The 26,539-nt window shown below is 67.7% G+C and carries 24 protein-coding genes; 11 read left to right on the top strand and 13 right to left on the bottom strand.

From position 1 onward, the window contains the following. Positions 1-106: 106 nt before the first annotated feature. The gene (locus ACX9OT_RS05020) at positions 107-664 is read right to left on the bottom strand and encodes a DUF2058 domain-containing protein (protein ID WP_459001254.1); all 558 of its coding nucleotides are present in this window, start codon (positions 662-664) and stop codon (positions 107-109) included. A gap of 62 nt (positions 665-726) precedes the next feature. Here ACX9OT_RS05020 and ACX9OT_RS05015 point away from each other — a divergent pair, with 62 nt between their 5' ends. From ACX9OT_RS05015 to ACX9OT_RS05005, 3 genes are all read left to right on the top strand, one after another. After that, a complete protein-coding gene (locus tag ACX9OT_RS05015; protein ID WP_005414217.1) occupies positions 727-1,227 on the top strand; it encodes a M48 metallopeptidase family protein in 501 nt (166 codons plus the stop codon). 47 nt (positions 1,228-1,274) lie between these two features. Then, positions 1,275-1,973 (top strand): RNA pseudouridine synthase, encoded by a 699-nt coding sequence (locus tag ACX9OT_RS05010; RefSeq protein WP_459001251.1) that lies wholly within the window; start codon positions 1,275-1,277, stop codon positions 1,971-1,973. Between the two features lie 93 nt (positions 1,974-2,066). Continuing rightward, entirely contained in the window at positions 2,067-3,632 is a 1,566-nt protein-coding gene (locus ACX9OT_RS05005) for a phospholipase D family protein (RefSeq protein WP_459001249.1), read from the top strand. Positions 3,633-3,635: 3 nt separating this feature from the next. Here ACX9OT_RS05005 and ACX9OT_RS05000 read toward each other — a convergent pair whose 3' ends face one another. Beyond that, the gene (locus ACX9OT_RS05000) at positions 3,636-4,712 is read right to left on the bottom strand and encodes an HDOD domain-containing protein (protein WP_459001247.1); all 1,077 of its coding nucleotides are present in this window, start codon (positions 4,710-4,712) and stop codon (positions 3,636-3,638) included. Positions 4,713-4,990: 278 nt separating this feature from the next. Here ACX9OT_RS05000 and ACX9OT_RS04995 point away from each other — a divergent pair, with 278 nt between their 5' ends. Continuing rightward, a complete protein-coding gene (locus ACX9OT_RS04995) occupies positions 4,991-6,088 on the top strand; it encodes a Glu/Leu/Phe/Val dehydrogenase dimerization domain-containing protein (RefSeq protein ID WP_010482852.1) in 1,098 nt (365 codons plus the stop codon). A gap of 44 nt (positions 6,089-6,132) precedes the next feature. Here the strand turns inward: ACX9OT_RS04995 and ACX9OT_RS04990 are convergent, their stop codons facing one another. Beyond that, positions 6,133-8,973 carry a S8 family serine peptidase gene (locus tag ACX9OT_RS04990; RefSeq protein ID WP_459001245.1) on the bottom strand — a complete coding sequence of 947 codons (2,841 nt, stop codon included), beginning with the start codon at positions 8,971-8,973 and terminating at the stop codon, positions 6,133-6,135. Between the two features lie 183 nt (positions 8,974-9,156). Here ACX9OT_RS04990 and ACX9OT_RS04985 point away from each other — a divergent pair, with 183 nt between their 5' ends. From ACX9OT_RS04985 to ACX9OT_RS04975, 3 genes are all read left to right on the top strand, one after another. Further along, positions 9,157-10,332 (top strand): thiolase family protein, encoded by a 1,176-nt coding sequence (locus tag ACX9OT_RS04985; protein WP_459001243.1) that lies wholly within the window; start codon positions 9,157-9,159, stop codon positions 10,330-10,332. 124 nt (positions 10,333-10,456) lie between these two features. After that, positions 10,457-10,798: a hypothetical protein gene (locus tag ACX9OT_RS04980; protein WP_004153024.1), complete on the top strand. Its 342-nt coding sequence runs from the start codon at positions 10,457-10,459 to the stop codon at positions 10,796-10,798. Between the two features lie 157 nt (positions 10,799-10,955). After that, positions 10,956-11,366 carry a hypothetical protein gene (locus tag ACX9OT_RS04975; protein ID WP_014647982.1) on the top strand — a complete coding sequence of 137 codons (411 nt, stop codon included), beginning with the start codon at positions 10,956-10,958 and terminating at the stop codon, positions 11,364-11,366. Between the two features lie 282 nt (positions 11,367-11,648). On the opposite strand, the gene ACX9OT_RS04970 is transcribed toward ACX9OT_RS04975, so the two are convergent. Continuing rightward, positions 11,649-13,286, bottom strand: coding sequence for an acyl-CoA dehydrogenase family protein (locus tag ACX9OT_RS04970; protein WP_277778998.1), 1,638 nt, complete (start codon positions 13,284-13,286; stop codon positions 11,649-11,651). Between the two features lie 113 nt (positions 13,287-13,399). Here ACX9OT_RS04970 and ACX9OT_RS04965 point away from each other — a divergent pair, with 113 nt between their 5' ends. The 4 genes from ACX9OT_RS04965 to pdeM are packed head-to-tail and all read left to right on the top strand — an operon-like array spanning position 13,400 to position 19,089. Further along, entirely contained in the window at positions 13,400-14,398 is a 999-nt protein-coding gene (locus ACX9OT_RS04965; RefSeq protein ID WP_107431489.1) for a ligase-associated DNA damage response exonuclease, read from the top strand. After that, the gene (locus ACX9OT_RS04960; protein ID WP_459001239.1) at positions 14,395-16,002 is read left to right on the top strand and encodes an ATP-dependent DNA ligase; all 1,608 of its coding nucleotides are present in this window, start codon (positions 14,395-14,397) and stop codon (positions 16,000-16,002) included. The genes ACX9OT_RS04965 and ACX9OT_RS04960 overlap by 4 nt, the downstream gene beginning before the upstream one ends. Then, complete coding sequence (locus ACX9OT_RS04955) at positions 15,999-18,458, top strand: ligase-associated DNA damage response DEXH box helicase (protein WP_459001237.1); 2,460 nt, start codon at positions 15,999-16,001, stop codon at positions 18,456-18,458. The genes ACX9OT_RS04960 and ACX9OT_RS04955 overlap by 4 nt, the downstream gene beginning before the upstream one ends. Then, positions 18,448-19,089, top strand: coding sequence for a ligase-associated DNA damage response endonuclease PdeM (gene pdeM / locus ACX9OT_RS04950; protein ID WP_032129346.1), 642 nt, complete (start codon positions 18,448-18,450; stop codon positions 19,087-19,089). Before ACX9OT_RS04955 ends, pdeM begins: the two co-directional genes overlap by 11 nt. A 1-nt stretch (position 19,090) precedes the next feature. Here pdeM and ACX9OT_RS04945 read toward each other — a convergent pair whose 3' ends face one another. The 9 genes from ACX9OT_RS04945 to rlmD all read right to left on the bottom strand — a co-directional run bounded on the left by ACX9OT_RS04945 (position 19,091) and on the right by rlmD (position 26,424). Continuing rightward, positions 19,091-19,360: a hypothetical protein gene (locus ACX9OT_RS04945; protein ID WP_032129345.1), complete on the bottom strand. Its 270-nt coding sequence runs from the start codon at positions 19,358-19,360 to the stop codon at positions 19,091-19,093. 180 nt (positions 19,361-19,540) lie between these two features. Beyond that, the gene (locus tag ACX9OT_RS04940) at positions 19,541-20,809 is read right to left on the bottom strand and encodes an FAD-dependent oxidoreductase (RefSeq protein WP_071229418.1); all 1,269 of its coding nucleotides are present in this window, start codon (positions 20,807-20,809) and stop codon (positions 19,541-19,543) included. A 102-nt stretch (positions 20,810-20,911) separates the two neighbouring features. Beyond that, positions 20,912-21,118, bottom strand: coding sequence for a cold-shock protein (locus tag ACX9OT_RS04935; protein WP_005410590.1), 207 nt, complete (start codon positions 21,116-21,118; stop codon positions 20,912-20,914). 88 nt (positions 21,119-21,206) lie between these two features. Further along, positions 21,207-21,953: an S-methyl-5'-thioinosine phosphorylase gene (locus ACX9OT_RS04930; RefSeq protein WP_010482830.1), complete on the bottom strand. Its 747-nt coding sequence runs from the start codon at positions 21,951-21,953 to the stop codon at positions 21,207-21,209. 82 nt (positions 21,954-22,035) lie between these two features. Then, positions 22,036-22,590, bottom strand: coding sequence for a hypoxanthine-guanine phosphoribosyltransferase (locus ACX9OT_RS04925; protein ID WP_005410592.1), 555 nt, complete (start codon positions 22,588-22,590; stop codon positions 22,036-22,038). Beyond that, complete coding sequence (nagZ, locus tag ACX9OT_RS04920) at positions 22,590-23,597, bottom strand: beta-N-acetylhexosaminidase (protein WP_005414204.1); 1,008 nt, start codon at positions 23,595-23,597, stop codon at positions 22,590-22,592. Before nagZ ends, ACX9OT_RS04925 begins: the two co-directional genes overlap by 1 nt. 163 nt (positions 23,598-23,760) lie before the next feature. Continuing rightward, positions 23,761-24,456 (bottom strand): DsbA family oxidoreductase, encoded by a 696-nt coding sequence (locus ACX9OT_RS04915; RefSeq protein ID WP_049398295.1) that lies wholly within the window; start codon positions 24,454-24,456, stop codon positions 23,761-23,763. A 114-nt stretch (positions 24,457-24,570) separates the two neighbouring features. Continuing rightward, the gene (locus ACX9OT_RS04910; protein WP_071229427.1) at positions 24,571-25,056 is read right to left on the bottom strand and encodes a CYTH domain-containing protein; all 486 of its coding nucleotides are present in this window, start codon (positions 25,054-25,056) and stop codon (positions 24,571-24,573) included. Positions 25,057-25,089: 33 nt separating this feature from the next. Further along, on the bottom strand, positions 25,090-26,424 hold the full coding sequence (rlmD, locus tag ACX9OT_RS04905; protein ID WP_071229417.1) for a 23S rRNA (uracil(1939)-C(5))-methyltransferase RlmD: 1,335 nt from the start codon (positions 26,422-26,424) through the stop codon (positions 25,090-25,092). Positions 26,425-26,539 lie beyond the last annotated feature (115 nt).

The raw sequence follows: 26,539 nt of genomic DNA, 5'->3' as shown, positions 1-26,539 counted from the left end.
ACGGTAGCGCCGAACCATGACCGGCGGGCCTTCAGCAAGCTGAGCAGAAGGCAGAAGGGCCGGAGCAAGCCATTTGCGGCTTAATCCCCTCCGTCCCCTTTTTGGCTTACCAGACCAGGTCGTCCGGCACCTGGAACTGCGCGTAGTAGGCGTCGTCCTCGGCATTGCCGGTGGAGATCTCGGCGGTCGAGCCCGGCTGGCCGTGGTCGACGATGATCGCCTCCGGGGCGCGTTCACGCACTTTTTCGGCAGCGGCACGCGGCAGCAGGGCGTAACCGTCGCCGAGGGCAACGATGACCAGCACGCCCACCGACAGCGCCTTGCGCAGCTTGGGGTCGATCAGCAGGGTGCGGATCGCCGCGCCATCGCTGAAGCGGTACTCGTCGTCGCCCTTGTGAGGCACGGCATGGACCGTGATGATCTGCCGGGCCTGGGCCTTCTGTTCAGCCTGCCTGGCCTGGGCATTGCGCTCGGCGGCCAGTGCGCGGTCGCGCTCGACCTTCTCGGCGCGGGCCCGTTCAGCCTCGCGCTGGACATCGGCCGAGGTCGATTCGGCCTTGCCCTGCCGGGCCTTGGCCTGCGCGCTCGCGGCAGCGCTGGCCTGCGACTTCTTGGCCAGGCCGGCCTTGAGCAATTGTTCCTGCAGCGCGTTGGGCTTTGCCATGGTCGATGCGTACCGCGTGTAATCTTGGATGCCCCATTCTACCGACGCCCCGCCGCCCCTGCATGGCAGTCCTGAAGTACCTCACCGGCTATCCCGAACCCCTGGTCGCCCAGGTCAGTGAACTACTGGCGCAGGGCAAGCTCGGCCCCTGGCTGCAGCAGCGCTATCCCGATCCGCACGAGGTGCGCAGCGACCGCCAGCTGTACGACTACACGCAGGAGCTGAAGGACCGCTACCTGCGCAAGTCGGTGCCGCTCAACAAGGTCTGCTACGACAACACGCTGGAAGTGATCAAGCACGCGCTGGGCACCCATACCGCCATCTCCCGCGTGCACGGCGGCCGCCTCAAGGCCAGCCGCGAGATCCGCATCGCCACCGTGTTCCGCCAGGCACCAGCGGCGTTCCTGCGCATGATCGTGGTGCATGAACTGGCCCACCTGAAGGAAGCCGATCACAACAAGGCCTTCTACCAGCTGTGCCAGCACATGGAGCCGGAGTACCTGCAGCTGGAGTTCGATACCCGCCTGTACCTGACCGAGCTGGCCAACCGCGGCCAGCGCTGACCGGCCGCAGCGGCTACACTGCGCGCCCCCTGCCTGACCTTTCCGCCATGGAACCGATCCGCCTCGACAAACGCCTGTCCGCCCTGCTCGGCATCCCGCGCGGTGAAGCGCGGCGCTACATCGAAGGCGGCTGGGTCAGCGTCAATGGCGAGGTGGTCGAGCAGCCGCAGCGCCCGGTCGATGACAGCGCGGTGATCGTCGTGGCCGAGCAGGCCAGCGATGAAAAGGCCGAGCGGGTCAGCATGCTGCTGCACAAGCCGGCAGGTGTTGCCGCTGAAACCCTGTGTGCGCTGGTCAGCAGTGACAGCCGCAGCGAACTTGATGCCAGCGACATCCGTCCGCTTCAGCGTCACTTCCACGGCCTGCAGCTGGCCGCCTCGCTTCCGGCCAGCGACGGCGGCCTGGTGGTGGTCAGCCAGGACCCGGCCACGCTGGCCCATCTGCAGCGCAATCTGGGCCGCACCGAACAGGAATACCTGATCGAAGTGGCCGAAGGCGGTCCCGAGCGCGGCCCGTGGCTGATGGCGCGGCTGCAGCAGGAATCGGGCGGCGCCAAGGTCAGCTGGCAGAGCGAGCAGCGCCTGCGCTTCGCCGGCAAGGGCCTGACGGCCAAGGGCCTGCGCGTGGCGGTCACCGCTGCCGGCCTGCAGGTCGCGGCCGTGCGTCGGCTGCGGATTGGCCGCGTGGCACTGGGACCACTGCCTGCGGGGCAGTGGCGTTACCTGGGCAGCGACGAGCGGTTCTGAACGCGAAGTCCCTGCCATCCACGCATGGCGTGGATCTACAGCGATAGGTCTGTTGGCTTTCATCCACACGCGGCGTGGATCTACCATCGGGGCATGAGCCTGCCCAAGCCGCTGTGGCGACGCCTGCCGCGCGTCGCTGCGATCATCCTCGCCGCGCTGTTGCTGCTGGTCCTGTCCGGGCTGCTGCTGGCCGACCACCTCACCCCGCAGGCACAGGGCGCACCCTCGCATGTGCTGCCACTGCAGCCGGCGCAGACCCGCATCGACCAGCAGATCGTGCCGCTGCAGGACGCACACCCCGGGCAGTCCGGCGTGGCGTTCCTCAGTGATGGCATGGATGCCTTCGCCGCGCGCGCGATGATCACCGCGCACGCAGGCCGCAGCCTGGACCTGCAGTACTACATCTGGCACGACGACCTGATCGGCCATCTGATGGCCAAGGCGCTGTACGACGCCGCCGAGCGCGGCGTGCGCGTGCGCATCCTGCTTGACGACATGAACGCCAAGGACAAGGACGCGTTGATGATGGCACTCGATGCGCATCCGAACATCGAGATCCGCCTGTACAACCCGTTCCGCAACCGGACCGGCATCCTGCGCATGGTGGAGATGGTGCAGCGCTTCTTCAGCGTGAACCACCGCATGCACAACAAGAGCTGGATCGCCGATGGCCGCGTCGCGATCGTCGGTGGCCGCAACATCGGCGAGGAGTATTTCAGCGCGCGCACCGATGTGAACTTCCAGGATCTGGACCTGCTGGTCGCCGGCCCCGCCGTGGAGCAGGCCAACCGCATCTTCGACGACTACTGGAACAGCGAAACCGCCATTCCGGTATCCGCGCTTGCCTTCCATACCGACGCACAACTGCGCCTGCTGGTGCGCGAATCGGACCATGAGGCGCAGCGGGACGTGGCCCTGCCGTACCTGGCGCGCGTGGCCGAATCGCGCAAGCGCCAGCGCCCGAGCCCCGAGCCGCTGCGCTGGAGCGGTGCAGTGCGCATCGTGTCCGACCCGCCCATGAAGCACCGCAAGGACGATCGCGCTGCCTGGCTGGTGTCGACCCTGATCAGCGAGCTGCAGGCCGCCAGGCACAAGGCCCTGTTGATCTCGCCCTACTTCGTTCCCGGCAACGAGGGCCTGGATGGCTTTTCGGCCATGTCCGGGCGGGGCGTGCAGGTCGGCGTGGTCACCAACTCACTGGCCGCCAATGACGTCGCCGCCGTACATGGTGGCTACATGGGCTACCGCGTGCCGTTGCTTGAAGCCGGCGTCCACCTTTACGAACTGAAGGCACACGGCCAGCTGGATGCCAGCCTGTTCGGCAGCAGCGGCGCCAGCCTGCACACCAAGGCATTCGTGGTCGATGACCGCCGCGGTTTCGTCGGTTCGTTCAACCTCGACCCGCGTTCGGCCTACCTCAATACCGAAATGGGCGTGCTGTTCGATGACCCGGCGCTCGGTGCACAGCTGCGCGACGAGTACCTGCGCCTGGCCGGCCCGGAGCACAGCTGGTGGCTGGCGCTGGGGCGCGATGATGACCTGCGCTGGCTGGAGCGGCAGCCACCGCCGCACTGGGTGGAGGCCGAACCCGGTGCCAGCCTGGGCAAGCGCTGGACCGCGCGGGTGATCAGCTGGCTGCCGGTGGAATCGCAGCTGTAGCGCTCAGGGCGCAGGACCCGCCTCTTCCTGTCCGGCGTCATCCCGTGTTTCCACGCTGCGCCCATGCAGGCGCCGCCAGATCCAGCGCAGCGCATGCGGCGGCGCCGAAGGCAACTGTTCAAGCAGGGCCAGCATGCGGCTCTGGCTGGCATGTCCGTGCCGGCACAGCAGGCTGGCCGCTGCGGCCGCGCTGGCCAGGCGCAGGCTGTCGGCCAGCGGGCCATCCGCCTCGGGCGCCAGCGCCTGGTGCACCGGCTCTGGCAGCTCCCAGGCCGCAGCCACGCGTTGCGCCAACGGCAGTGACCACTGCTGGAGCAGCTGCAGCGCCAGCGCCGGCTCCACCGTTTCATCGCGTGCCTGCGCTTCCTGCAGCAGCTGGCGCATCACCAGCGCGGCCCCCAGCCCCTGTACCAGGCCCAGCCACTGGGCGGCGAAGGCATCGCCGAAAGTGACCGTGCGCGCGTGGTCAGCGGCTGCGCGCGAAGCCAGCAGTGCGTGCTCCCAGATGATCGTGCTGAACTGCGGAAACACCTCGCACTGCACCTGCATCACCGGCTGCACCAGAACTGCGCTGATGATCTGTCGCACGCCTTCGGTACCGACCAGCGTCACCGCCCGCTGCAGGCTTTCCACCGGGCGCTCGTGCACCTTGTAGGCCGGGCTGTTGGCGATGCGCAGCAGGTTGCCGGTCAGCACCGGGTCCTGGCCGATGATCGCCGCCATCACCCGCGCCGACGCAGCATCGTCGTTGACCGTCTGGATCAGCTGCGGCAGCAGTTGCGGGCGGCGCGGCAGCTGACGGGCCGCCCAGTCCCGGTCCTGCAGCGCGCGCGCCACCGCCTCGCCCAACCCCGCGGCCTGCACCGCCGTGGATTCACCGGCCAGGCGCGGGTACAGGGCCAGTGCATGCAGGCCACGCTGCAGATGTGCAGCGATCTCGGCCGAGGGCAGAGCCTCGCCCTGCAGGCTGGCCGCCGCCGCCGCCACCACCTGCCGCGACGCCGCCGCCAACCGGGACGGTGCCGTCCCGGTCGAGCGCGCCAGCCAGCCACGCAATGATCGCCACCAGGCCGGCGTCATCGCCGCCCGCCCTGTCGTTGTGGTGCCCTTGCCGTCACTGACCGCCCTGCCTCTTCACGCGAATCCGGCCACCCGCCGTCGTCGCAGCATCGGCCGAACTTTCATCTTCTTTAACCGGAAGGCCACCGATGTCGACGGCACCGGCCGGGGGAATGGACTAGAATGGCGCCGCGCGACCCGTCCCCCTGCACCGACGACGTCGCTTTTTTTGTTTTGGGACCCTACCGTTCACTGGCCGTTCGCTGCAGTTCGCCGCTGATCGCGCCATCGGAGACGCCATGCTATTCGAAACCCTCGCCACCACCGGCCACGAACAGGTGGTGTTCTGCCACAACCACGACGCCGGCCTGAAGGCGATCATCGCCATCCACAACACCACCCTCGGCCCGGCCCTGGGCGGCGTGCGCATGCGCCCCTACGCCAGCACCGACGAGGCGCTGGCCGATGCGCTGCGGCTAAGCCGGACGATGACCTACAAGAATGCACTGGCCGGCCTCAACGTGGGTGGCGGCAAGGCGGTGATCATCGGCGACCCCAAAGTGGACAAGACCGAGGTGCTGTTCCGTGCCTTCGGCCGCTATGTCGATTCGCTGGGCGGGCGCTACATCACCGCCGAGGACGTCGGAACCGACGTCAACGACATGGAGAACATCTACCTGGAAAGCCAGTTCGTGACCGGCGTGCACCAGGTCCATGGTGGCTCCGGCGATCCCGCCCCGTTCACCGCCTACGGTGCGCTGCAGGCACTGATGGCGTCGATGCGCTTCAAGTTCGGCCATGAGGAAGTGGGCAAGACCAGCATCGCCGTGCAGGGCCTGGGCCACATCGGCATGGAACTGGTGAAACTGCTGCGCGACCGCGGTGCCAAGCTGTACGTCACCGACCTGGACAGCGCGCTGGTTGATCGCGCGGTCAGCGATTTCGGCGCCGAAGCAGTCAAGCCGGATGAGATCCACGAGGTGAACGCCGACGTGTTCGCACCGTGCGCGCTGGAAGGTGCGATCAACGCCGACACGCTGCCGCGGATCAAGGCGAAGATCATCTGCGGCACCGCCAACAACCAGCTGTCGAGCCTGGAAATCGGCGACGAGCTGCATGCGCGCGGCATCCTGTATGCGCCGGACTATGCAGTCAACGCCGGTGGCGTGATGAACGTGTCGCTGGAGATCGACGGTTACAACCGCGAACGCGCAATGCGCCTGATCCGCAGCATCTACCACAACCTCACCCGCATCTTCGAACTGTCGCAGCGCGAGAACATCGCGCCGCAGCGTGCCGCCGACCGCATCGCCGAAAGCCGCATCCTGTCGATCGGCAAGCTGAAGATGCCGCTGGGCCGCAGCACCCCGCGCCTGGGCAACCTGCGCGGCGGTTGAACCTGCCGATGTCGCGCCGGGCATGACCCGGCGCGAGCCGTCCTTCAGAAGCCGGTGCTGTAGCGCAAGGCGGCCTGCCGCGCACCTTCGCCACCAACGCGCTGGTCGAAGCCCAGGCTCAGGCGCCCATTGCGGCCCCACCACGATTCCAGCGCCACGCCGATCAGCGCACTGCCGCGCGGCGCGTTCCAGCCCGCCAACGGCGCCCAGGCATCGACGCCGACGAAGCTGGCCTGCCAGTCCGCATCCGCACCATCAAGCCGTTGCTGCCATTCGGCATGCCCACGCAGCGTCCAACGCCCCCAACCGCGCTCGCCGCGGATACCGGCCAGCATCTGGCTGCGCTGCACGCGGTTGGCATCGCCCCGCAGGCCGAAACCAAAGCCGCCGAGTTCATTGAAGGCGTCGGTCTCCACACGCGTGGTGCTGGCACCGACGTAGGGCGTCATCGATGCGCCCGCACGCCCCAGCCGGTACCCGCCCTCCACGCTGGCACTGCTGAAACGGCCGCCGTACCGCGCGGAGACGCCATAGGCACCCGCACCGAGCAGCAGCTGACGATCCAGCGCGCGGGTGAACTGTCCGCTCCCCACCTGGGCCAGCGCGTAGCCACGTCCCAGATTCCAGCCGGCATACAACTGTGCCTGCGCCTGGCGATCACGCCCACGATCACCGCCGAAACTGCTGCCACCAGTGCTGCGGGTCTCGCCAAACGCCACGCCCATCAGGCCGTTGCTGCCCAGTGGCAAATCCTGGCCGGCCATCCAGCCCCGGCTGTCGGCAGCGTTGCCGGCGAAGCTGCCCTGCCCCGCCTCACCCAGCGCGCTCTGCCAGCTCCCGCGCAGGCGCGGTGCGGCCTGTACACGATCAAAGCGCTCGGCGATCGCACGCCGCGACATGTCGATGCTGTCGAAGGTCGCTGCTTCGGCTCGCGCATGCGCTTGACCGGACAGGCTCTGCAGGCTGGCGGCCAGGCCCTGCGGGCCACCGCCGGTCCACTGCAGGGCACCGGCCGCTGCACCAAAGGCCGATCCCTGCAGGCCTGTGTTTTTGTCCAGCGCTGCGAATGCACCTTCCAGGCGCTGTGCTGCCACCTGGGCGGACGCCCCCAGCCCGCTGGCCGCTGCGGTGACGCTGACCTGGGTCAGGTTCAACCACGCGTTGTTGCTGTCATAGCCGTAGCTGCTCTGCAGCAACGACAGGCCCTGCAGGCCACTGGAGGTAGCCGGCGTACTGAAGGTGCCGCTGAGTCCGCCTGCCGCATGGATCAGGTCCTGCCGGCTGCCGTTCTGTGGCACGTAGCCGGAAACGAAGCCATGCACGCGCACGCCACCGTCGATGGCGGCATTGCCGGTCACCTGCAGCGCATTGGCACCGAGCGCGATCATCAGCTGGCCACCTGCCTGCTGCGTGTAGTTGCCCTCGATGGTGCCGGTGGTGTTGCCGGTGGTGAGGAATACGCTGCTGCCGTTGACCACATTGCCGATCACGCGGGGCGTGCCGCCATTGAACTGCAGGCCGGTCGAATCCGGATCGGACTGGCCGAGGATGGTCACGTTGGAACGGATCACGCCACCGTTCTGCAGCGACAGGACGCCGCGTTCGATGCGGGTGGCACCGGTGTAGCTGTTGTTGCCGGCCAGCACCAGGGTGCCCCCGCCCTGCTTGACCAGCCCGCCGCTGCCGACGATATCGTTGCGCCACGCCGAGCCGGTCGATGCCAGATCCACGTTGGCGACCACATCACCCCAGTCGAAACGACCCGGACCGTTGATCGCACGACCGATGTCGAGCAGGCCGTAGCCGAACACCGGATCCACGCCCGGCGCACCGATGTCCTTGGCGGTACCCAGCAGGGTCTGCCGCACCAGATCGTTGCTGAAGTACGGGAAGCGCTCCCAGACCAGCGCCGCCGCACCGGAAATCAAGGGCGCCGCGAATGACGTGCCGTAGTTCCAGTAGTAGCTGCCACCGTTGGCATCGGGGTAGACCGCGCTGCCGGGCGCCGCCAGGCAGTAGCGGGCCGCCTGGCCACAGGCATTGGCATAGCTGGCCAGCGTACCGGGCGCATACGGATCCACGGCGGTGGCCACCAGCCAGCCGCGCTCCAGGTCGGCAGCCGGCAGCGTGCCGGCCACGCCCTGCTGGCTGGGCAGTGCGGCCAGGCTGCTCGGCTCGCTGCGGCCATCATTGCCCGCGGCGAACACCACCAGCCCGCCATGGTTGATCACGAAGGGGCGATATTCGGCGGCCACCTGCGCGGTGGTCGGCAGGTCGGTCCAGTACAGGCCGCCCCACGAATTGTTCATCACCTTCACGTTGTAGCTGATCAGGTCCTGGTGGACCTGGGCCACGCCCAGCGGGCCGCTGAAGGAATTGCCCTTGCCGCTGCCGTCATCGACCGGCGGCTTGTCGGCAATGATCCGTGCCGACACGATCTGCGCCTTTGGCGCGACGCCACCCGGCCAGGAGCCCGTTGCCGCGCCGGCGGCGAGGCTGGCCACGGCGGTGCCGTGGCCGACCACATCATCGACACCCAGATTGTTCCTGGCCGGATCGATGTAGTTGAGGTTGGCCAGCACCCGGCCATTCAACGCCACCGCATTGCGCTGCACGCCGGAGTCGACGATGCCGATGCGCACGTTCTGGCCGGTCAGGCCGGCAGCCTGTGCGGCGCGCGCATTGGTGACTGACAGATGCGCGTCGAAGGCCGGCTCCTGCGGTTTGACCGGGGGCGGCGTCGTCGGTGGCGGGGTAGTCGGTGGCGGCGGTGGTGGCGGGGTATCGATGCGCACGTTGCCGCCCCCGCCACCTCCACCACAGGCCGTCAGCGCTACCAGCAGCGCGGTTCCCAGGGCAGACCTCACCATCATCGTGCGTTCCATCGATTCCTTCCCATGAACGTTGTCCTGCCTTCATCCCGGCAGGCGTGCGGCCGCGCCCAGCGGCGGCCCTCCCCGACCCTCTATACTTGGGTCGACCCCCACGCAGTCTGCCGGGAAACCGGGGCACATCCAACGGCCCCCGGTCTCCTTTCCGAACATTGCTTACGCATCAACGAGATTGCCATGTCCAACATCGTCATCGCCGCCGCCAAGCGCACCGCCATCGGCTCCTTCCTCGGCCAGTTCAACGGCGTGCCGACCCCGACCCTCGGCGCGGCCGCCATCGCTGCCGCCCTGGAACAGTCGGGCATCCCGGCCAGCGACGTTTCCGAAGTCCTCATGGGCTGCGTGCTGCCGGCCAACCTCGGCCAGGCGCCCGCCCGCCAGGCGGCGATCGCTGCCGGCATCCCGCTGTCGACCGGTGCCACCACGCTGAACAAGGTGTGCGGCTCGGGCATGAAGACCATCATGCTCGGTCATGACCTGATCAAGGCCGGTTCGGCCAGCATCGTTGTCGCCGGCGGCATGGAATCGATGTCCAACGCGCCGCACATGCTGCCGAACTCGCGCACCGGCAACCGCTTCGGCAACTTCCAGGCGGTCGATCACATGGCCCACGATGGCCTGGTCAACGCTTACGACGGCAAGGCGATGGGTGAATTCGCCGAATGCGCCGTGGACAAATACCAGTTCAGCCGCGAAGAGCAGGACGCCTACGCCATCGAATCGGTCAAGCGCGCGCAGGCGGCGCAGGCCAACGGTGCGTTCGCCGATGAAATCGTCGCGGTGAAGGTCGCCACCCGCAAGGGCGAGGTCGAGGTCGCCACCGACGAGCAGCCGGGCCGCTCGGACATCGCCAAGATCCCGACCCTGCGCCCGGCCTTCAAGAAGGACGGCAGCGTCACCGCCGCCAGTTCCTCCAGCATCTCCGACGGCGCTGCTGCAGTGGTCCTGCTGACCGAGGAAGATGCAGCCGCTCGCGGCATCACCCCGCTGGCCCGCATCGTCGGCCACGCGACCCATTCGCAGGAACCGGAGTGGTTCACCACCGCCCCGATCGGCGCGCTGCACAAACTGCTGGACAAGACCGGCTGGTCGCTGGACCAGGTCGATCTGTTCGAGATCAATGAAGCCTTCGCCGTGGTGGCGATGGCGCCGATGCGCGAACTGGGCATTCCGCACGACAAGCTCAACGTGAATGGCGGCGCCTGCGCGCTGGGCCATCCGATCGGTGCCTCCGGTGCACGCCTGGTGGTGACCTTGGTCAACGCCCTGCGCACGTGCGGTGGCAAGCGCGGCATTGCCACCCTGTGCATCGGCGGTGGCGAAGCAACGGCTATCGCCATCGAATTGATTTAAAAAGATTTAACGATGATTTCGCAAAAATGAATGCGGGATCGCTTGACACCCAATCTTGGCTTGTCATCATGTTGTCGGCGCGCAGCATGCGCGTTGCCTAATTCTAACGACGAGGATTCACACAATGAGCATCAACAAGCTGCTGGTCGCGATGTCCCTGGCTCTGGCCCTGGCCGCCTGCTCGAAGCAGGAAGCTGCCCAGGACGCCGCTGCTTCGGCCAACGAAGCCGCCACCGAAGCCCAGGCTGCTGCCGACCAGGCCGCCGCTGCTGGCGCCCAGACCGCCGACGCTGCCCAGCAGGCCGCTGACACCGCCGCCACCGCTGCTGACGCTTCGGTTGACGCTGCTGCCCAGGCTGGCGCTGCTGCCACCGACGCCGCTGCCGGCGCCGCTGCTGACGCTGCCAAGGCTGCTGAAGGCACCGCTGAGAAGGCCAAGGACGCTGCTGAAGAAGCCAAGAAGTAATAACTTCTTTCTTCACGCTGTTCTGGAAAAGCCGCTGGTTCGCCAGCGGCTTTTTCTTTTTTCGAATGCGCGCGACTGAGCCGCTGCATCGCGACCCCGTCTTCACAACGGCATGAATAGGCTGGCGTCCCCATCCATTGCAGTACCGGAGACCGCCATGAAGATTCGTCCGATCACCACCACCCTGCTGGCCGCCTCCCTGCTGCTGGCCCTGGCCGCCTGCAAGGGCCCGGAAGCCGAACAGGCCAAGCAGGACGCACAGCAGGCTGCCGACAGCGCAGGCGCTGCCGCCCGTGACGCCGTGGACAAGGCCGCCGAAGCCACCCGCGACGCCGCCGACAAGACCGCTGCCGCGTCCGAGCAGGCCGCCGCCGATACCCAGCAGGCGCTGGACAAGGCTGCAGACGCCACCGCCAACGCCGCCGACAAGGCCAAGGACGCCGCAACCGATGCCGCCGCACATGCCAGCGACGCCACTGCGAACGCCGCACAGAAGGTCGCCGACAAGGCTCGCGATGTCGCCAATGACGCCAAGGCCAACGCCGCCAAGGAAGAAGCCAAGCACTAAGCCCTACCGGCAGCCGAGCATGGCCTCGGCGCTACAGGAAAAGCCGCGGCACTGCCGCGGCTTTTCTGCTTTTCGCTCTCTGCTCTTTCTGTTGATTCCGTGGTGGACGCGTACGGAAAGTGTCCACGGACGCGCGGGTAGGTTGCGCAGGGGCGTAAGCGCCATGGATGGCGCGCCCGAGCTTACATGGACGTACTTGCAGCGCCCCCTGCGCGACCTACCCGCGCGGCCCACCCATCAGTATCAGCGCCCACCACGAGGGGCTCCGCCGTTGGCCGCCTCCTACGGCAGCGCGCGCGCCAGCATCGCCGTCAGCTCCACCCCCGCCGGCAGCGTCCCGAACGCCAGCCCGTGCTCCCCTTCCAGCCTGCTACGCACGAACGCCTCCGCCATCGGGCTGCGCGCACGCAGCAACAGCGCCGCCTGCAGCAGCAGCGCAGTGCGCTCGCAGAACAGCCGCGCCTGCGCTTCCTCCGGTGGCGGTGCCGCTGCCCAACGCTGCAATGCCGCTGCATAGCGCCCATCACGGTCAGCCACCGATGCCAGCTCACCGCGCAGCGCCGCCATCGCCTCCGGTTCACGCGCCAGCGCACGCAGCACATCCAGGCACTGGATGTTGCCGCTGCCCTCCCAGATCGAATTCAACGGTGCCTGCCGGTACAGGCGCGGCAGCATCGACTCCTCCACGTAGCCCGCACCGCCCAGGCATTCCTGCGCTTCATTGACGAAGGCCGGCGCGCGCTTGCACAGCCAGTACTTGCCCAGCGCCGTCCCCAACCGCGCCATCGCGGCTTCATTGGCATCCACACCAGCGCGATCCACCGCGCGCGCGATCCGCATCGCCAACACCGTGGCCGCTTCCGACTCCAGCGCCAGATCAGCCAGCACGTTGGTCATCAGCGGGTGCTCGACCAGCAGCTTGCCGAAGGTACGTCGATGACGTGCGTGGTGCAGCGCCTGCGCCAGCGCCATGCGCATCTCCGCCGCTGCACCCAGCATGCAGTCCAGGCGGGTCATCATCACCATGCCGATGATGGTGGCTACGCCGCGCCCCTCTTCGCCCACGCGCCATGCCTGTGCGCCGCAGAACTCGACCTCACTGGAAGCGTTGGCCCAATCGCCGAGCTTGTCCTTCAGCCGCATCAACCGGAACGCATTGCGGTCACCATCGGCCAGCCGGCGCGGCATCAGCAGGCAGGTCAGGCCTCCCGGCGCCTGCGCCAGCACCAGGAAGCCATCGCACATCGGTGCGGAAAAGAACCACTTGTGGCCGACCAGACGGTAACGCTCGCCATCGATCGGTTCGGCGCGCGTACTGTTGGCACGGACATCCGAGCCGCCCTGCTTCTCGGTCATGCCCATGCCCAGGGTGATGCCGGCCTTGTCCGCCACCGGCACGTCGCGCGGGTCATAGACCGGCGCAGCGGCCTTGCGCGCCCACTCGGCCAGATGCGGCTGCGAATGCAGTACCGCCACTGCCGCATGGGTCATGGTCAACGGGCAGCTGGTGCCCGCCTCGGCCTGGTGATGCAGGTAGCTCAACACCGCACGTGCCACGTGCGCGCCGGGCTGCGGCTCATGCCAGGACAATCCAGCGACACCGTGCGATTTTGCCGTGTCCATCAACTGGTGATAGGCCGGATGGAACTCCACGATGTCGATGCGATGGCCCTGTGCATCATGCGTGCGCAGCCGCGGACGATCACGGTTGGCATCGAAGCCGAGCCGGTACAGTTCATCACCGGCGAGTGCACCATAGACACCCAGTCGCGGCGCGAAGCTGGCGGCGCCTTCGCGCTGCACGGCCTCCATCAGCGCCACGTCGTCGGTCCACAACTGTCGCCCTGCGAACGGCGGCGGCTGGTTCAACACCACATGGGTTTCATACGGTGCGTTGCTGCTGAAGCTGGGTCCACTCATCCGGTCCATCCTGGCGGCAAGAGGTCTGCGGCCCGATTGTGCCGCATCGCCTGCCAAGCCCGTGTTCAGGCCGGTTCTCACCCTCTGCACGAGACGCAGGCCACAGTGACCGCATGGCAGGCAACGACGATCTGGTGGTGCTGCGCCCGGAGGGGCTGTACTGCGCCGCCGGCGATTTCCATATCGACCCGTGGCGACCGGTAGCGCGCGCGGTCATCACCCATGGCCACGGCGACCATGCCCGCCCGGGCATGGGGGAGTACCACTGCAGCGAAGGCAGCCTGCCGATCCTGCGCTGGCGTCTGGGTGACGTGCCGGTGCAGGGGCATGCCGAGGGTGTGCCGTTCCGCCTCGGGCAGGTGCAGGTATCGCTGCATCCGGCCGGCCACGTGCTCGGTTCGTCACAGGTACGCATCGACGACGGGCAGCAGGTATGGGTAGCCTCCGGCGACTACAAGCGACAGCCTGATCCGACCTGCACACCGTTCGAAGTGGTGCCCTGCGATACCTTCATCACTGAAGCTACGTTCGCACTGCCGATCTACCGCTGGCCGGACACGCCGGCGGTGGCTGCAGAGATCGTGGCGTGGCGCCGCGAATGCGAACAACGTGGCGAAGCCGCGATCCTGCTGTGCTACGCATTGGGCAAGGCACAGCGGGTGCTGGCCGAGCTGCTGCCGCTGGACGATCGACCAGCCTGGCTGCACGGCGCCATCGCCAATGGCGTGGCGGTGTACCGGCAGGCCGGGGTGCCGATGCTGGAGACGCTCACCGTGGCCGAGCAGGGCCGCCAGCCTGATGCCGCCGGCCAGCTGATCCTCGCACCACCCTCGGCCGCCGGCACACCGTGGATGCGCCGCTTCGGCCGCCACCAGCTGGGCTTTGCCTCGGGCTGGATGCAGCTGCGCGGCAACCGGCGTCGCCGCAACGTCGATCGTGGCTTCGTCATTTCCGATCACGCCGATTGGCCTGCGCTGCTGCAGACCATTGAACAGACCGGTGCGCAGCGGGTGATCGCCACCCATGGCAATACCGATGCGTTGATTCCCTTCCTGCGTGAGCGCGGCGTGGCGGCCGAAGCCTTCCGTACCGATTTCGGGAGCGAGGAATGAAGGCCTTCGCAGCGCTCTACCAGCGCCTGGACCGCAGCACCGCCACGCTGGACAAGCGTGCCGCACTGGTCGACTACTTCCGCCAGGCGCGCGCGCACGATGCGGCATGGGCGCTGTACCTGCTCAGCGGTGGCAAGGTGGGCGGCGCACGCCGCAGGATCGCTGCCAGCGGCGAACTGCGCGCCTGGATTGCCGAAGAATCCGGCTTGCCCCCGTGGTTGGTGGAAGACAGCTATGCGCAGGTGGGTGACCTGGCCGAAACGCTGACCCTGCTGCTGGATGATCCATCGCAGCCAGCCGCCGACCGCCCGTTGGCTGATTGGATCGAACAGCATCTGCTGGCCGTGGCCAACCAACCCGAGGCAGTACGCCGCGCTGCGGTCGTCGCCGGGTGGCGGCAGCTGTGCAGCAGCGAACGCCTGGTGTTCAACAAGCTGCTGACCGGTGCCCTGCGCGTTGGCGTTTCGCAGCGACTGGTACAGCAGGCACTGGCGGAATGGTCCGGCCTGGACATCGCACGCATCGCCCAGCGCATGCTCGGCGAGTGGGTCCCCTCGCCCGGGCTGCTGGCTCAACTGCTGTCACCGGACGAGCTGCCGTCCGACCGCCAGCAGCCCTACCCCTTCTTCCTCGCCTCCCCTCTGGAAGGCGATCCTGCCGAACGCCTCGGCGCGATCGACGACTGGCTGCTGGAATGGAAATGGGATGGCATACGCCTGCAGCTGCTGCGCCGGCGTGGAGAAGTCGCGCTGTGGTCCCGTGGCGAGGAACGACTGGATGGCCGCTTCCCCGAGATCGAGCACGCCGCGATGGCGTTGCCGGAGGGCTGCGTGCTGGACGGAGAGCTGCTGGCCTGGGACGAGACCGCCAACCTGCCGCGCGCATTCACCGCCCTGCAGACCCGCATCCAGCGTCGCAAGCCAGGAGCAGCGACTCTGCGCAACACGCCGGTACGCGTGCTCGCCTATGACCTGCTGGAGCACGATGGCGCGGATCTGCGTGAGCTGCCGTTGCAGGAACGGCGTACGCGGCTTGCCGCGGTCATCGGTGCACTGGACGATGTGCGGATCCAGCTGTCGCCCGACGTTGCCGCCGTCGACTGGGCGCAGGCGGCGGCGATGCGCGATGTGGCACGCGAACGTGGCGTGGAAGGGCTGATGCTGAAACGACGCGGCTCGCCCTACCTGGCTGGGCGACGCCGCGGTGACTGGTGGAAATGGAAGGTCGATCCGCTCACCATCGATGCGGTGCTCTTGTACGCACAGGCGGGCCATGGGCGGCGCAGCACGCTGTACACCGACTACACCTTCGGCGTCTGGGACGGCGACACGCTGGTGCCGGTGGCCAAGGCGTATTCGGGCTTGGACGACAAGGAGATCCTCGCGCTTGACCGCTGGATCCGCGCCAACACCCGCGAGCGTTTCGGGCCGGTGCGCAGCGTACGCGCCGAACAGGTGTTCGAGCTGGGTTTCGAAGCGGTCAACCGCAGCAGCCGGCACAAGTCGGGGATCGCCGTGCGCTTTCCGCGCATCCTGCGCTGGCGCCACGACAAGCCTGCCAGCGAGGCCGATCAGCTGGCCAGCCTGCAGGCGCTGGCGCGATGACCCGCAGCCAGGCACTGCGCCGGCTGGAAGACTGGTTCGCGGCACGCGGCTGGCGCTCACTGCCCTTCCAGCGCGCGATGTGGCGCCACTACCTGGCCGGCGAATCCGGGCTGCTGCATACGCCCACGGGCAGCGGCAAGACGCTGGCGATGTTCGGCGGGCCGTTGCTGCAGGCGCTGATCGATCCACCGCCCTCGCCCCGCCGCGCCAGTGCGGTGCGCCCATTGCAGGTGCTGTGGGTAACGCCCTTGCGCGCGTTGGCCAGTGATACCGCACGCGCGCTCCAGGCCGTCGTCGACGGCTTGGGACTGGGATGGCGTGTCGGCCTGCGCAGCGGTGACGCCAGCAACCGCGAGCGGCGCCAGGCCCGCGAAGGCCGCATCGACGTACTGGTAACCACGCCCGAATCACTGGCGCTGCTGCTGAGCTATCCGGATACGTTGCCGCGCATGCGCCAGCTGCGCTGCGTGGTGGTGGACGAATGGCATGAGCTGCTGGGCAACAAGCGCGGTGTGCTGCTGCAGTTGAACCTGGCGGTGTTGCGCGAAGCTGCGCCTGCAGTGCAGCTGTGGGGGCTTTCGGCCACGCTGGGCAACCTGGATGAGGCGCGCGACGTGCTGCTGCCCGGACAGCCCGACGCGCCGATCGTGCAGGGCGTGCGCACGCGCGCGATCAGCGTGCGCAGCCTGCTGCCGGAACCCGGCGAACGTTTTCCGTGGGCCGGGCATCTGGGCCTGGCGCAGCTGCCGCGGGTGCTGGACGCGTTGATGCGGGCACGCAGCAGCCTGTTGTTCACCAACACCCGTGCGCAGGCAGAACTGTGGCATCAGGCGCTGGCCGCGGTCTGGCCGGAAGCCCCGGACACGCTTGCGCTGCACCACGGCTCGCTTGATCCAGCGCTGCGCCAGCAGGTCGAGGATGGCCTGCGCGCGGGCGCGCTGCGCTGCGTGGTTGCCACCTCCAGCCTCGACCTCGGCGTGGACTTCCCCGAGGTTGAGCAGGTACTGCAGCTGGGCAGCCCGAAGGGCGTGGCCCGCCTGCGCCAACGCGCGGGACGTGCGCGTCACCGCCCGGGCGCCAGCGGTTCCATCCTGTGCGTGCCCAGCCATGCACTGGAGCTGGCCGAATACGCCGCGGTGCGCCGTGCATTGGCCGAAGGCGTGGTCGAAGCGCGCAGGCCGCCGACGCTGTCGCTGGATGTGCTGGCCCAGCATGCGGTCAGCCGCGCCCTGGCCGGTGGCTTCGACAGCGATGCGCTGCTGGCGCAGGTACGGCGTACCCATGCCTTTGCGTCGCTCGGCGAAGACCAGTGGCAGGCCGTTCTGACGTTCATCGTGCAGGGTGGCCAGGCCCTGGCCCAGTACCCCGATTTCCACAAGGTCGTGCGTGATGCCGACGGCCACTACCGCATGCACGATCGCCGTCAGGTACTGCGCCATCGGCTGTCGATCGGCACCATCAGCAGCGATGGCAGCGTGCGCGTGCAGTTCCTGCGCGGCGGCAGCCTGGGCGCCGTAGAGGAACAGTTCGCCAGCCGCCTGCGTCGCGGCGACCGTTTCCAGTTCGCCGGGCGCCTGCTGGAACTGGTGCAGCTGCGCGACATGACCGCCTTCGTGCGGCTGGCACGAGGGCGCGGTGATGGTGTGGTGCCGCGCTGGCAGGGAGGCCAGTTGCCGCTGTCGATGCCGCTCGGCCGCGAGCTGGAGTGGGTGCTGTCCGGCGCCGACGACAGTGCCGAATCACGCTGGTTGTCCCCCTTGCTGGCACTGCAGCAGCAGTTGTCGGCGCTTCCCGGCCCAGAGCATCTGCTGGTGGAAGAGGTGCGGCGCCGCGACGGCCAGTTCCTGTTCGTCTACCCTTTTGCCGGCCGTCACGTGCACGAGGCGCTGGCCGCCTTGCTGGCACTGCGCTGTACCCGCCGGCAGCGCAACAGCATCGGCTACGCGGTGAACGATCATGGCCTGGTGCTGGCACCGGCGCAGGCGATCGAACTGGATGCGGCGCAATGGCGGGCATTGTTCACCGCCGATCAGCTGCTGGACGATCTGCGTGCCGCGGTGAACCTGGGCGAGCTGGCGCGCCGCCAGTTCCGTGGCATCGCACGCGTAGCAGGCCTGCTGGTCCCCAGCCTGCCCGGCGGCATGCCGCGATCGCTGCGCCAGCTGCAGGCCTCGGCAGGCCTGCTCTACGACGTACTGCGCGAGCATGACCCCGGCCACCTGCTATTGGCATTGGCCGAACGCGAAGTGCTGCACGACAGCCTGGATCTGCCGGGACTACAGCAGGTCCTGGCAAGGATCGGCATGCAGGTCCTCTCCGTGCAGCACCCGACATCACTCACGCCACTGGGCTTCCCGTTGTGGGCCGAACGCCTGCGCGGGCAGTTCAGCAACGAGGACTGGCGCACCCGCGTGCAACGCGCGGCCCAGCAGCTGGAGCGCCGCCATGGCCGATGAACTGCCGCTGCTGCGCGCCGGAGAATCGCTGATTCTGCTTGGCGCGCGTGCGCTGTACTGGCCCGCGCGGCAGGCGCTGTTGATCGCCGACCTGCACCTGGGCAAGGCAGATGTATTCCGCCGCGCCGGCATCGCATTGCCCAGCGGCGGCACCGGCGAAGACCTGCAACGCCTGCAGGGGCTGCTGGACAGGCATGCCTGTCGCGAGCTGTGGATCCTGGGTGACATCCTGCATGGACCGGCGCATCGCGCTGCGTGGTACCAGCAATGGCTTGCATGGCGCGAACGCAATGCTTCGCTGGACGTGCATGTCCTGCGTGGCAATCACGACCGCCAGCTGCCGCATGCTCAATTGCAGGTACAGATCCACGATGAAGTACGGCTGCAGCCGTTCCTGCTACGCCATGAGCCGATGCCCGATGCAGAGCTGCATGTGATCGCCGGGCATCTGCATCCGCAGGTCGCCTTGCCGCCATTGCGACGGCGCTTCCCCGCGTTCTGGCTGCGTGAGCGGATGACGGTGCTGCCGGCCTTCTCCGCGTTCACTGCCGGCATCGTGCCCGTGCCCGCCCGCGGCGAGCAAAGGGTCGCCTGCGTGGAAAACGGCCTGGTGCAACTGCCGGTGGCTTGAATCAGGCCGGACGAATGCCCAGCTGCGGCATCAACTGGAAATCAGGCGTGTCGCCCTCACGTCGTCGCGGCAACGCCTGGATCGCCGCCAGCATTTCCTGCGCGCAGGTGCGGATGCGCGCGTGGTGCTCCGCTGATGCATGACTGATCAGGCTGCCGACATGGAACTCGAACACGTCCTCCAGTACGTCGGGCTGGTCCTCGTGCAGCATCTGCAGCAATCCGCGCAGCTTGCAGATTTCCGATTCCAGCTCCTCGACCGCGAACAACATGGCGTCCTCCTCTTCAACAACAGGCGGCACGTCCGGGCCGCAACAGGCCGCAACGGCAGCGCCGCCCGGGCCACGCGCGATGTTGATCACGGAAAGGAAAACGGGCGACGCGCAATCGCGTGCAACCTACTTCTCGCATATCGGCGGTGAGGCAACCGTTAATTCAGGTGACGACGCGCTTCACGCATTGGCCGAAATCGCGTTGATACGAGGCATTTCCGCTGCAGTGGCCAGTGCGTCGACGAACGCCGGATCCAGTGCAAGTGCACCGAACCAGCCGTGCTGGGTGCCACTGAGCACGCGCAGCATGTGGCCACGGCCACCGGGCAGGCGCCCCATCGGGCCCAGCAGCACGTCACGCGCCTTCGCCCAGGCGTCGCGGTCGGACTGGAACAGCGGCGTCAGCCAACGACTCCAGCGCTGGTACACCGCAACGTGTGCCCTGCGTTGCGCCTGGTAGGCCTGCAGCGCGACCGTGCTGCCGCCATAGGTGCGCACCGCATCGCGCAGCGCCAGCGCGTCCAACAGCGCCATGTTCACGCCCTGCCCCAGCTGCGGGCTCATCGCATGCGCGGCATCACCGGCCAGCACCATGCGGCCGTGGTGCCAGCGCGTCATCACCGCATCACGGTAGACCGCGCGCGCCAACTGGCCGGCATCACGCAGATGGGCGAAGCGCGCACTGGCCTGCGGCCACAGTGCATGCAGTTCATCCAGCCAGGGCGTCATGCCATCGGCCTGCCAGCGTTCGAAGTCGGCGCGTGGCAGGCTCCAGAAGAAACTCAGGCGCGGCGTGTCATCACCGGGGCGCGTGCCGACCGGCAGCAGTCCTATCATCTTGCGCGCGGCCACGTAACGCTGCCGCAGCTCCTGCACGTGCGGCCAGTCCTCGGCCGGCAGCAGGCACCACAGCGCCCCCCACGGATACACGCGGTCCAGCCCGGCACCGCCGGCGATCGTGCCGCGCAGCGTCGACGCGGCGCCATCGGCGACCACTACCAGGTCGAACGGGCCATGCGTGCGCCCGTCGCTGTCGCGCAGACGGCCGTGTTCGGCATCCACCTCGGTAATGGTGGTACCGGCATGCAGCTGGCCCTCGCCTGCGCGCGCCTCGTCCAACAGCGAGAACAAGGCCCCGCGCTGCATGCCCAGGCCGTGCAGGCGCGCATCCAGTCCCTCGTAGCGCATGTCCATCACCGCGCGCTCGCACGGCGTGTCGCCATACAGGCGGTGCACCGGCGCGGCATGTGCGCGCACGGAATCAAGCAGGCCCATCTGCCACAGTACCTGCAGGCCGCTGGGCTGCAGCAGGAAACCGGCACCCACCGGCCCCGGCGTGGGCACGCGTTCGAAGATCTCCACCTCGTGGCCGTCACGGGTGTGCAGGATGGACACTGCCTGTCCAGCGGTGCCGTAGCCGATCACGGCGATGCGCAGTCGTTCCGTCATGGCTGCATTGTGCCCGAGGCGGCTGGATCGCGAGCGGGTCGCGGGCAATCCGCGCAAAAAAAACCCCGCCGAAGCGGGGTTTTCAACGCACTGTCGAGTGGATCACTCGGCCGGCGTGATGTTCGAAGCCTGGGCACCCTTCGGGCCCTGGGTCACGTCATAGGTGACACGCTGGCCTTCCTGCAGGCTGCGGAAGCCCTTGGAGTTGATGGCGGAGAAGTGCGCGAACACGTCGGCGCTGCCATCCTCCGGCGAGATGAAGCCAAATCCCTTGGCGTCGTTGAACCACTTGACGGTACCGTTCGGCATGGTGATGCGAGACCTTATGCAATGAATGGGTGGTGTACGCTGAACCCGCGCACAAGCTGAGTATGCAAAGCTTGCTCGGGGAAGACAATCACCCCCGTGCCAATTCGCCCACCAGTTCCGGAAGTCCGTTGCCGGCTGCCTGCACGTTGGCCAGCACTTCGGCCATCGTGATCTCCTCGCCATCACCACAGCCGGCAGCCCAGTTGGCGATGATCGCCAGGCAGGCGTAATCCAGCCCCAGCTCGCGTGCCAGCGCGGCTTCCGGCATGCCGGTCATGCCCACCAGATCGCAGCCGTCGCGGCGCATACGGGCGATTTCAGCGATGGTTTCCAGGCGCGGGCCCTGTGTTGCGCCGTAGCAGCCACCGTCATGGACCGTGACGCCGGTCACTTTGGCCGCAGCCAGGATCTTGCTGCGCAGCATTGGTGTGTACGGGTGGCCGAAATCAACGTGGACCACGTCGGTGCCTTCTTCCTCACAGATCGTGCTGATGCGGCCCCAGGTGTAGTCGATGATCTGGTCCGGGCAGGCCAGCACGCGCGGACCAAAGTGTTCGGTGATGCCTCCCACCGTGTTCAACGCCAGCACGCGCTGCGCGCCCAGCTGCTGCAGCGCGGCCAGGTTGGCGCGGTAGTTGATCTTGTGCGGCGGCAGCGAATGGCCTTCGCCATGCCGCGCCAGGAACGCCACGCGATGGCCGAGCAGCGTACCAACGCGCACCGGGCCCGACGGACGGCCGAAGCGGGTGTCGACCTCGTGGGTCTGCACGTCGTCAAGCTTGGCCAGGTTATAGACACCGGTACCGCCGATCACGGCCAGGGCGATCTGTTGCATTCGAAGCACTCCATGAAAAGACGAACGCCGGCACCCGAGGATGCCGGCGGCAGAAGAAGACGCGCCGCGGGCGGCTGCGCCGTTATTCCTTCATCGCGTAGATGGCCGGCACGCAGCGCAGGGTTTCGTTGACGTCCATGCCGAAGCCGAACACGTAACGGTCCGGCAGTTCGATGCCGGCGTAGTCGGCAGTCACGTCCGGCAGCGCGCGGTCGTGCTTCTTCACCGTCATCGCGGCGATGCGCACGTCGGTCGCGCCCTGTTCCAGGCACCAGGTGCGCACGCCCTGCAGGGTGTAGCCCTCGTCGAGGATATCGTCGACCAGCAGCACGCGGCGACCGAACAGCGAGGTGGCCGGTTTGTGCTTCCAGACCAGGTCGCCGCCGGTGGTTTCACCGCGGTAACGGGTGGCGTGCAGGTAATCGAACTGCACGTCCTGGCCGCGCGCGCCCAGTTCCAGCGCCAGCTGGCCGGCGAACGGCAGCGCACCGTGCATGATGGACAGGAACAGCGGCACCTCGCCCTTGTAATCGCGCGCGATGGCGTCGGCGATACCAGCGATGGCCTTGTCGATGGTGGGGCGGTCGACCAGCAGGTCAGCCTGGGCCAGGGCCTGGGAAATGGTGAGGTTGGGCATCAGACGGTTCTTCCAAGGGTTTCAAGCAGACGGGTTTGGGTGTCGCCATGGCGGGCATCGGCCAGCAGGCCATCCCAGCCAAGCGCGCCGCGGCCGATCAGGCCCAGCAGCGCAGCGGTATTGAGGGAGCGCCCCTGCACCGCGTGCAGGGCTTCATCGACCAGCTCCGGGTGGCAGACCAGCACCACGTCGCAGCCGGCGTCCAGATGCGCGTGCACGCGCGCCGGCACGCCGCCGGCGCTGTGCGAGGCGGCCATGCCGATGTCGTCGGAGAACACCACGCCACGGAAGCCGAGCTCGCCGCGCAGGATGTCCTGGATCCAGCGCGGCGAGTAACCTGCCGGTTCAGGCGCAATTTGCGGGTAGATCACGTGCGCCATCATCACCGCATCGGCACCGGCGGCGATGCCGGCCTGGAACGGCACCAGGTCCTGCGCGCGCAGCTCGTCCAGCGCGCGCGGATCGATCGCGGTATCGACGTGGGTGTCTTCCAGCACGGTGCCGTGGCCGGGGAAATGCTTGAGCGTGGCGGCCATGCCGACCGAGTGCATGCCACGCACGTAGGCGGCGGTGAACGCGGCCACCACCTGCGGGTCTTCACTGAAGGCGCGGTTGCCGATGGCACGGTTGCCACGGCCAAGATCGACCACCGGCGCGAAGCTCAGGTCCAGGCCGCTGGCGCGTACCTCGCTGGCCATCAGCCAGGCGTGCCGTTCGGCCAATGCCAAGGCCTGCTGCGGGTCGGTGGCATACAGGGCACCAATGTCCTGCAGTGGCGGCAGATCGCTGTAACCCTCGCGGAATCGCTGTACGCGACCGCCTTCCTGGTCCACGCAGATCAGCTGCGGGCGTGGCGCGGCAGCGCGGATCGCCGCGCTCAGATCGGTCACCTGCTGGCGCGAGGCGAAGTTGCGCTTGAACAGCACCACCCCGGCCACGGCATCGTGCTGCAGCCAGTCGCGTTCCTGGGCGGTCAGTTCGGTGCCGGCAACGCCGATCAGCAGCATGGTCGATCTCCACAACGCGCGCCCGCATGGCGCAGTGCCGCATTGTCGCAGAACCGGCCGACAGGCGCAGTGGTCAGAAAAAGGGGACGGAGGGGATTAAGCCGCAATCGGCCCCTACGGGCTGGATACGTCTTAATTCCCTCCGTCCCCTTTTCGGATCCGGTCAGACCTTGCAGCCGTCCGGACCGCAGGCCTCGTCGCCGTCAGCCGGGGCCGCAGGCGCGCCCTGCTCGGCGGCGATCTGGCGCAGGGCGTTGGCGAAGGCCTCGGGGGGCTGCGCCCCGGAAATGGCCCACTTCCCATCGATGACGAAGGTCGGCACCGAAGAAACGCCCAATGCATGAGCCTGCGCCAGCTTGGCTTCGACCTCGGCCAAGCCGCGGTCGGAGGCCAGCATCTGCGTGATTTCACCCGCGTCGAGGCCGCCTGCCGCGCCCGCCTTGATCAGCACCGAGGGGTCCGCCAGGTTCTGACCGTGCTCGAAGTGGGCGCGGAACAGTGCTTCGCCCACCGCATCCTGCACGCCGTGCTCGCCCGCCAGCCACAACACCCGGTGCGCCGGCAGCGTGGTCACCCGCACCTGGCCCTGGCTGAAGTCCATCGGCAGGCCCTCGGCCCGCGCGGTGGTCTGGGTCTGGCCGAGGATCTGTTCGGTACGCTCAACGCCGCCGAACTTGCGCACATAGGCCTCGCGCAGCGGCACCGGGGTGGCGTCAGCATCCGGGTCGAGCTGGAACGGCTGCCAGTGGATATCGAGTTCAGGCGCGTTGGCGCCCAGCAACTGCACGCCCTGCTGGAAACGATGCTTGCCGATCCAGCACCAGGGGCAGACCACGTCGGAGTAGATGTCGATTCTCATCCTTTCCACATGGGGGCCGACACCCTCGATAAAAGGGGACGGAGGGGATTAAGTCGTTTTCCGCACAGATGGGGTAAAGACGACTTAATCCCCTCCGTCCCCTTTTTGGTGGTTTCACCACTCTGAATACGGGTGACTGGCCAGGGCAACGTTGTAGTAGCGGGCATCATCGGTGACTTCGGCACCCACCCAGTCCGGCAGGTCGATGGTCTGGTCAGCGCTGTCCAGCTCAACCTCAGCCACGACCAGGCCGGCGTTGTCGCCGAGGAACTCGTCCACCTCCCAGGTCAGGCCGGCGTGTTCGACCAGATGGCGGCGCTTGTCGATCAGGCCGCCCACGCACAGCGCCAGCAGTGCGCGCGCATCGTCCACCGGGATCGGGTAGTCGAACTCCTGGCGGGTGTGGCCGATGGTTCGCGACTTCAGGTTCAGCGCGGCGTGGTCGCCTTCGATGCGCACGCGCACCGAAGCGTTCTGGGTGCCGCGATCGAGCGCGCCCATGTCGTTGATGTAGCCCTGCGCCATCGGGATCACCCGGTGCGCGGCGGTGCGCCAGCCATCACTGCTGACGAGGAATTTGCGTTCGATTTCGATGCCCATCGCGCCATTATGCGCGATGGGCATGACAGCCGATCAGCGCTTCTCGAATACCGCGATGCTTTCCACGTGCGCGGTGTGCGGGAACATGTCCATGGCACCGGCACTGACCAGGGTGAAGCCCTGTTCGTTGACCAGATAGCCGGCATCGCGTGCCAGCGAACCCGGGTGGCAGCTGACGTAGACGATGCGCTTGAACTGCTTCAGCGGCAGCTGCTGCAGCACTTCGATCGCGCCCGAGCGCGGCGGATCCAAGAGCAGCTTGTCGAAGCCCTGGCGCATCCACGGCGTGCTGCGCTGGTCCTGGGTGAGGTCGGCGCTGAAGAACTGGGCGTTGGTCAGGCCGTTGCGCTCGGCATTCTCACGGGCCCGCGCGACGAGGCCAGCATCACCTTCCACACCGACCACTTCGCGCACGCGGCGCGCCAGCGGCAGGGTGAAGTTGCCCAGGCCGCAGAACAGGTCCAGCACACGCTCGTCCTCACCCGGCTCCAGCAGGTCCAGGGCGTGGGCGATCATCTTCTCATTGAGCTTGGCGTTGACCTGGATGAAGTCCAACGGACGGAACGCCAGCTCCACGTCCCACGGCGCCAGCCGGAACGACAGCGGCACGCCCTGCCCGTCCAGCGGCTGCACGGTATCCACGCCACCGGACTGCAGGTAGATCACGAAGCCATGCTGCTGGCCGAAGGCGGCCCAGGCCGCACGATCGGCGTCGCTGAGCGGCTGCAGGTGACGCACGGTCAGGACCACGGCCTGGTCGCCGGCAATGAACTCGATCTGCGGGATATCGCGCTTGCCATCGAGCGATTCGATGAAGCTGGAAAGCGCCTCGACCTTGGTGCCGATTTCCGGGATCACGGTCAGGCACTGGCTGAGGTCGGCGACGAAGCGCGGATCCTGTTCACGGAAGCCGACCAGGGTCTTGTCCTTCTTTTCGACCCGGCGCACCGAGAAGCGGCCCTTGCGCCGGTAGCCCCAGCTCTCGCCGACCAGCGGCGCCAGCACGGTGCCCGGCTTCACGTGGCCGATGCGCTCCAGGTTGTCCATCAGCACGCGCTGCTTGGCGACAATCTGCTGGTCTTCGTCCAGGTGCTGCAGCACGCAGCCGGCGCAGGTGCCGAAGTGCGGGCATTTCGGGGTGACGCGCTGCGGCGAGGCCTGCAGCACTTCCACCGTACGCGCTTCGTCGAAATGGCGGCTGCGGGCGGTCTGTTCGGCCATGACCACCTCGCCCGGCAGGGCGCCGCTGACGAAGGTGACCTTGCCGCCCTCGCCTTCACGGCGGGCGACACCGCGACCATCATGGCTGAGGTCGAGGATCTCGGTCTGGAACGGGGTACGGTCGATGCGGGAGCGGGATCGGGCCACGTGGCAACAGGCTGCGGGCAAAAATGGGGGCGTATTGTCGCAGATCCTGACCGGCAGGGTCCGGACCCGCTTGCGCCCGCCGCCGCTGTGCTTGATGATTGCAACAGCTGACATG

The sequence above is a fragment of the Stenotrophomonas genospecies 3 genome, from assembly GCF_054473855.1.
Note: the sequence above shows the minus strand (reverse complement) of the source record. Positions and strands in the feature narration are given on the sequence as shown.

Bases quoted from the DNA above. Each gene is read 5' to 3' on its own strand.
- ACX9OT_RS04995 (WP_010482852.1), top strand. From the start codon at position 4,991: ATGCTATTCGAAACCCTCGCCACCACCGGCCACGAACAGGTGGTGTTC.
- ACX9OT_RS04975 (WP_014647982.1), top strand. From the start codon at position 10,956: ATGAAGATTCGTCCGATCACCACCACCCTGCTGGCCGCCTCCCTGCTG.
- nagZ (WP_005414204.1), bottom strand. From the start codon at position 23,597: ATGCTGCTGATCGGCGTTGCCGGCACCGAACTGACCGCCCAGGAACGC.
- ACX9OT_RS04930 (WP_010482830.1), bottom strand. From the start codon at position 21,953: ATGCAACAGATCGCCCTGGCCGTGATCGGCGGTACCGGTGTCTATAAC.
- ACX9OT_RS05000 (WP_459001247.1), bottom strand. From the start codon at position 4,712: ATGACGCCGGCCTGGTGGCGATCATTGCGTGGCTGGCTGGCGCGCTCG.
- ACX9OT_RS04910 (WP_071229427.1), bottom strand. From the start codon at position 25,056: ATGGGCATCGAAATCGAACGCAAATTCCTCGTCAGCAGTGATGGCTGG.
- ACX9OT_RS04945 (WP_032129345.1), bottom strand. From the start codon at position 19,360: ATGTTGTTCGCGGTCGAGGAGCTGGAATCGGAAATCTGCAAGCTGCGC.
- ACX9OT_RS04925 (WP_005410592.1), bottom strand. From the start codon at position 22,590: ATGCCCAACCTCACCATTTCCCAGGCCCTGGCCCAGGCTGACCTGCTG.
- ACX9OT_RS05015 (WP_005414217.1), top strand. From the start codon at position 727: ATGGCAGTCCTGAAGTACCTCACCGGCTATCCCGAACCCCTGGTCGCC.
- pdeM (WP_032129346.1), top strand. From the start codon at position 18,448: ATGGCCGATGAACTGCCGCTGCTGCGCGCCGGAGAATCGCTGATTCTG.
- ACX9OT_RS05005 (WP_459001249.1), top strand. From the start codon at position 2,067: ATGAGCCTGCCCAAGCCGCTGTGGCGACGCCTGCCGCGCGTCGCTGCG.
- ACX9OT_RS04985 (WP_459001243.1), top strand. From the start codon at position 9,157: ATGTCCAACATCGTCATCGCCGCCGCCAAGCGCACCGCCATCGGCTCC.
- ACX9OT_RS04970 (WP_277778998.1), bottom strand. From the start codon at position 13,286: ATGAGTGGACCCAGCTTCAGCAGCAACGCACCGTATGAAACCCATGTG.
- ACX9OT_RS04915 (WP_049398295.1), bottom strand. From the start codon at position 24,456: ATGAGAATCGACATCTACTCCGACGTGGTCTGCCCCTGGTGCTGGATC.
- ACX9OT_RS04965 (WP_107431489.1), top strand. From the start codon at position 13,400: ATGGCAGGCAACGACGATCTGGTGGTGCTGCGCCCGGAGGGGCTGTAC.
- ACX9OT_RS04980 (WP_004153024.1), top strand. From the start codon at position 10,457: ATGAGCATCAACAAGCTGCTGGTCGCGATGTCCCTGGCTCTGGCCCTG.
- ACX9OT_RS05010 (WP_459001251.1), top strand. From the start codon at position 1,275: ATGGAACCGATCCGCCTCGACAAACGCCTGTCCGCCCTGCTCGGCATC.
- ACX9OT_RS04955 (WP_459001237.1), top strand. From the start codon at position 15,999: ATGACCCGCAGCCAGGCACTGCGCCGGCTGGAAGACTGGTTCGCGGCA.
- ACX9OT_RS04940 (WP_071229418.1), bottom strand. From the start codon at position 20,809: ATGACGGAACGACTGCGCATCGCCGTGATCGGCTACGGCACCGCTGGA.
- ACX9OT_RS04990 (WP_459001245.1), bottom strand. From the start codon at position 8,973: ATGGAACGCACGATGATGGTGAGGTCTGCCCTGGGAACCGCGCTGCTG.
- ACX9OT_RS05020 (WP_459001254.1), bottom strand. From the start codon at position 664: ATGGCAAAGCCCAACGCGCTGCAGGAACAATTGCTCAAGGCCGGCCTG.
- ACX9OT_RS04960 (WP_459001239.1), top strand. From the start codon at position 14,395: ATGAAGGCCTTCGCAGCGCTCTACCAGCGCCTGGACCGCAGCACCGCC.
- ACX9OT_RS04935 (WP_005410590.1), bottom strand. From the start codon at position 21,118: ATGCCGAACGGTACCGTCAAGTGGTTCAACGACGCCAAGGGATTTGGC.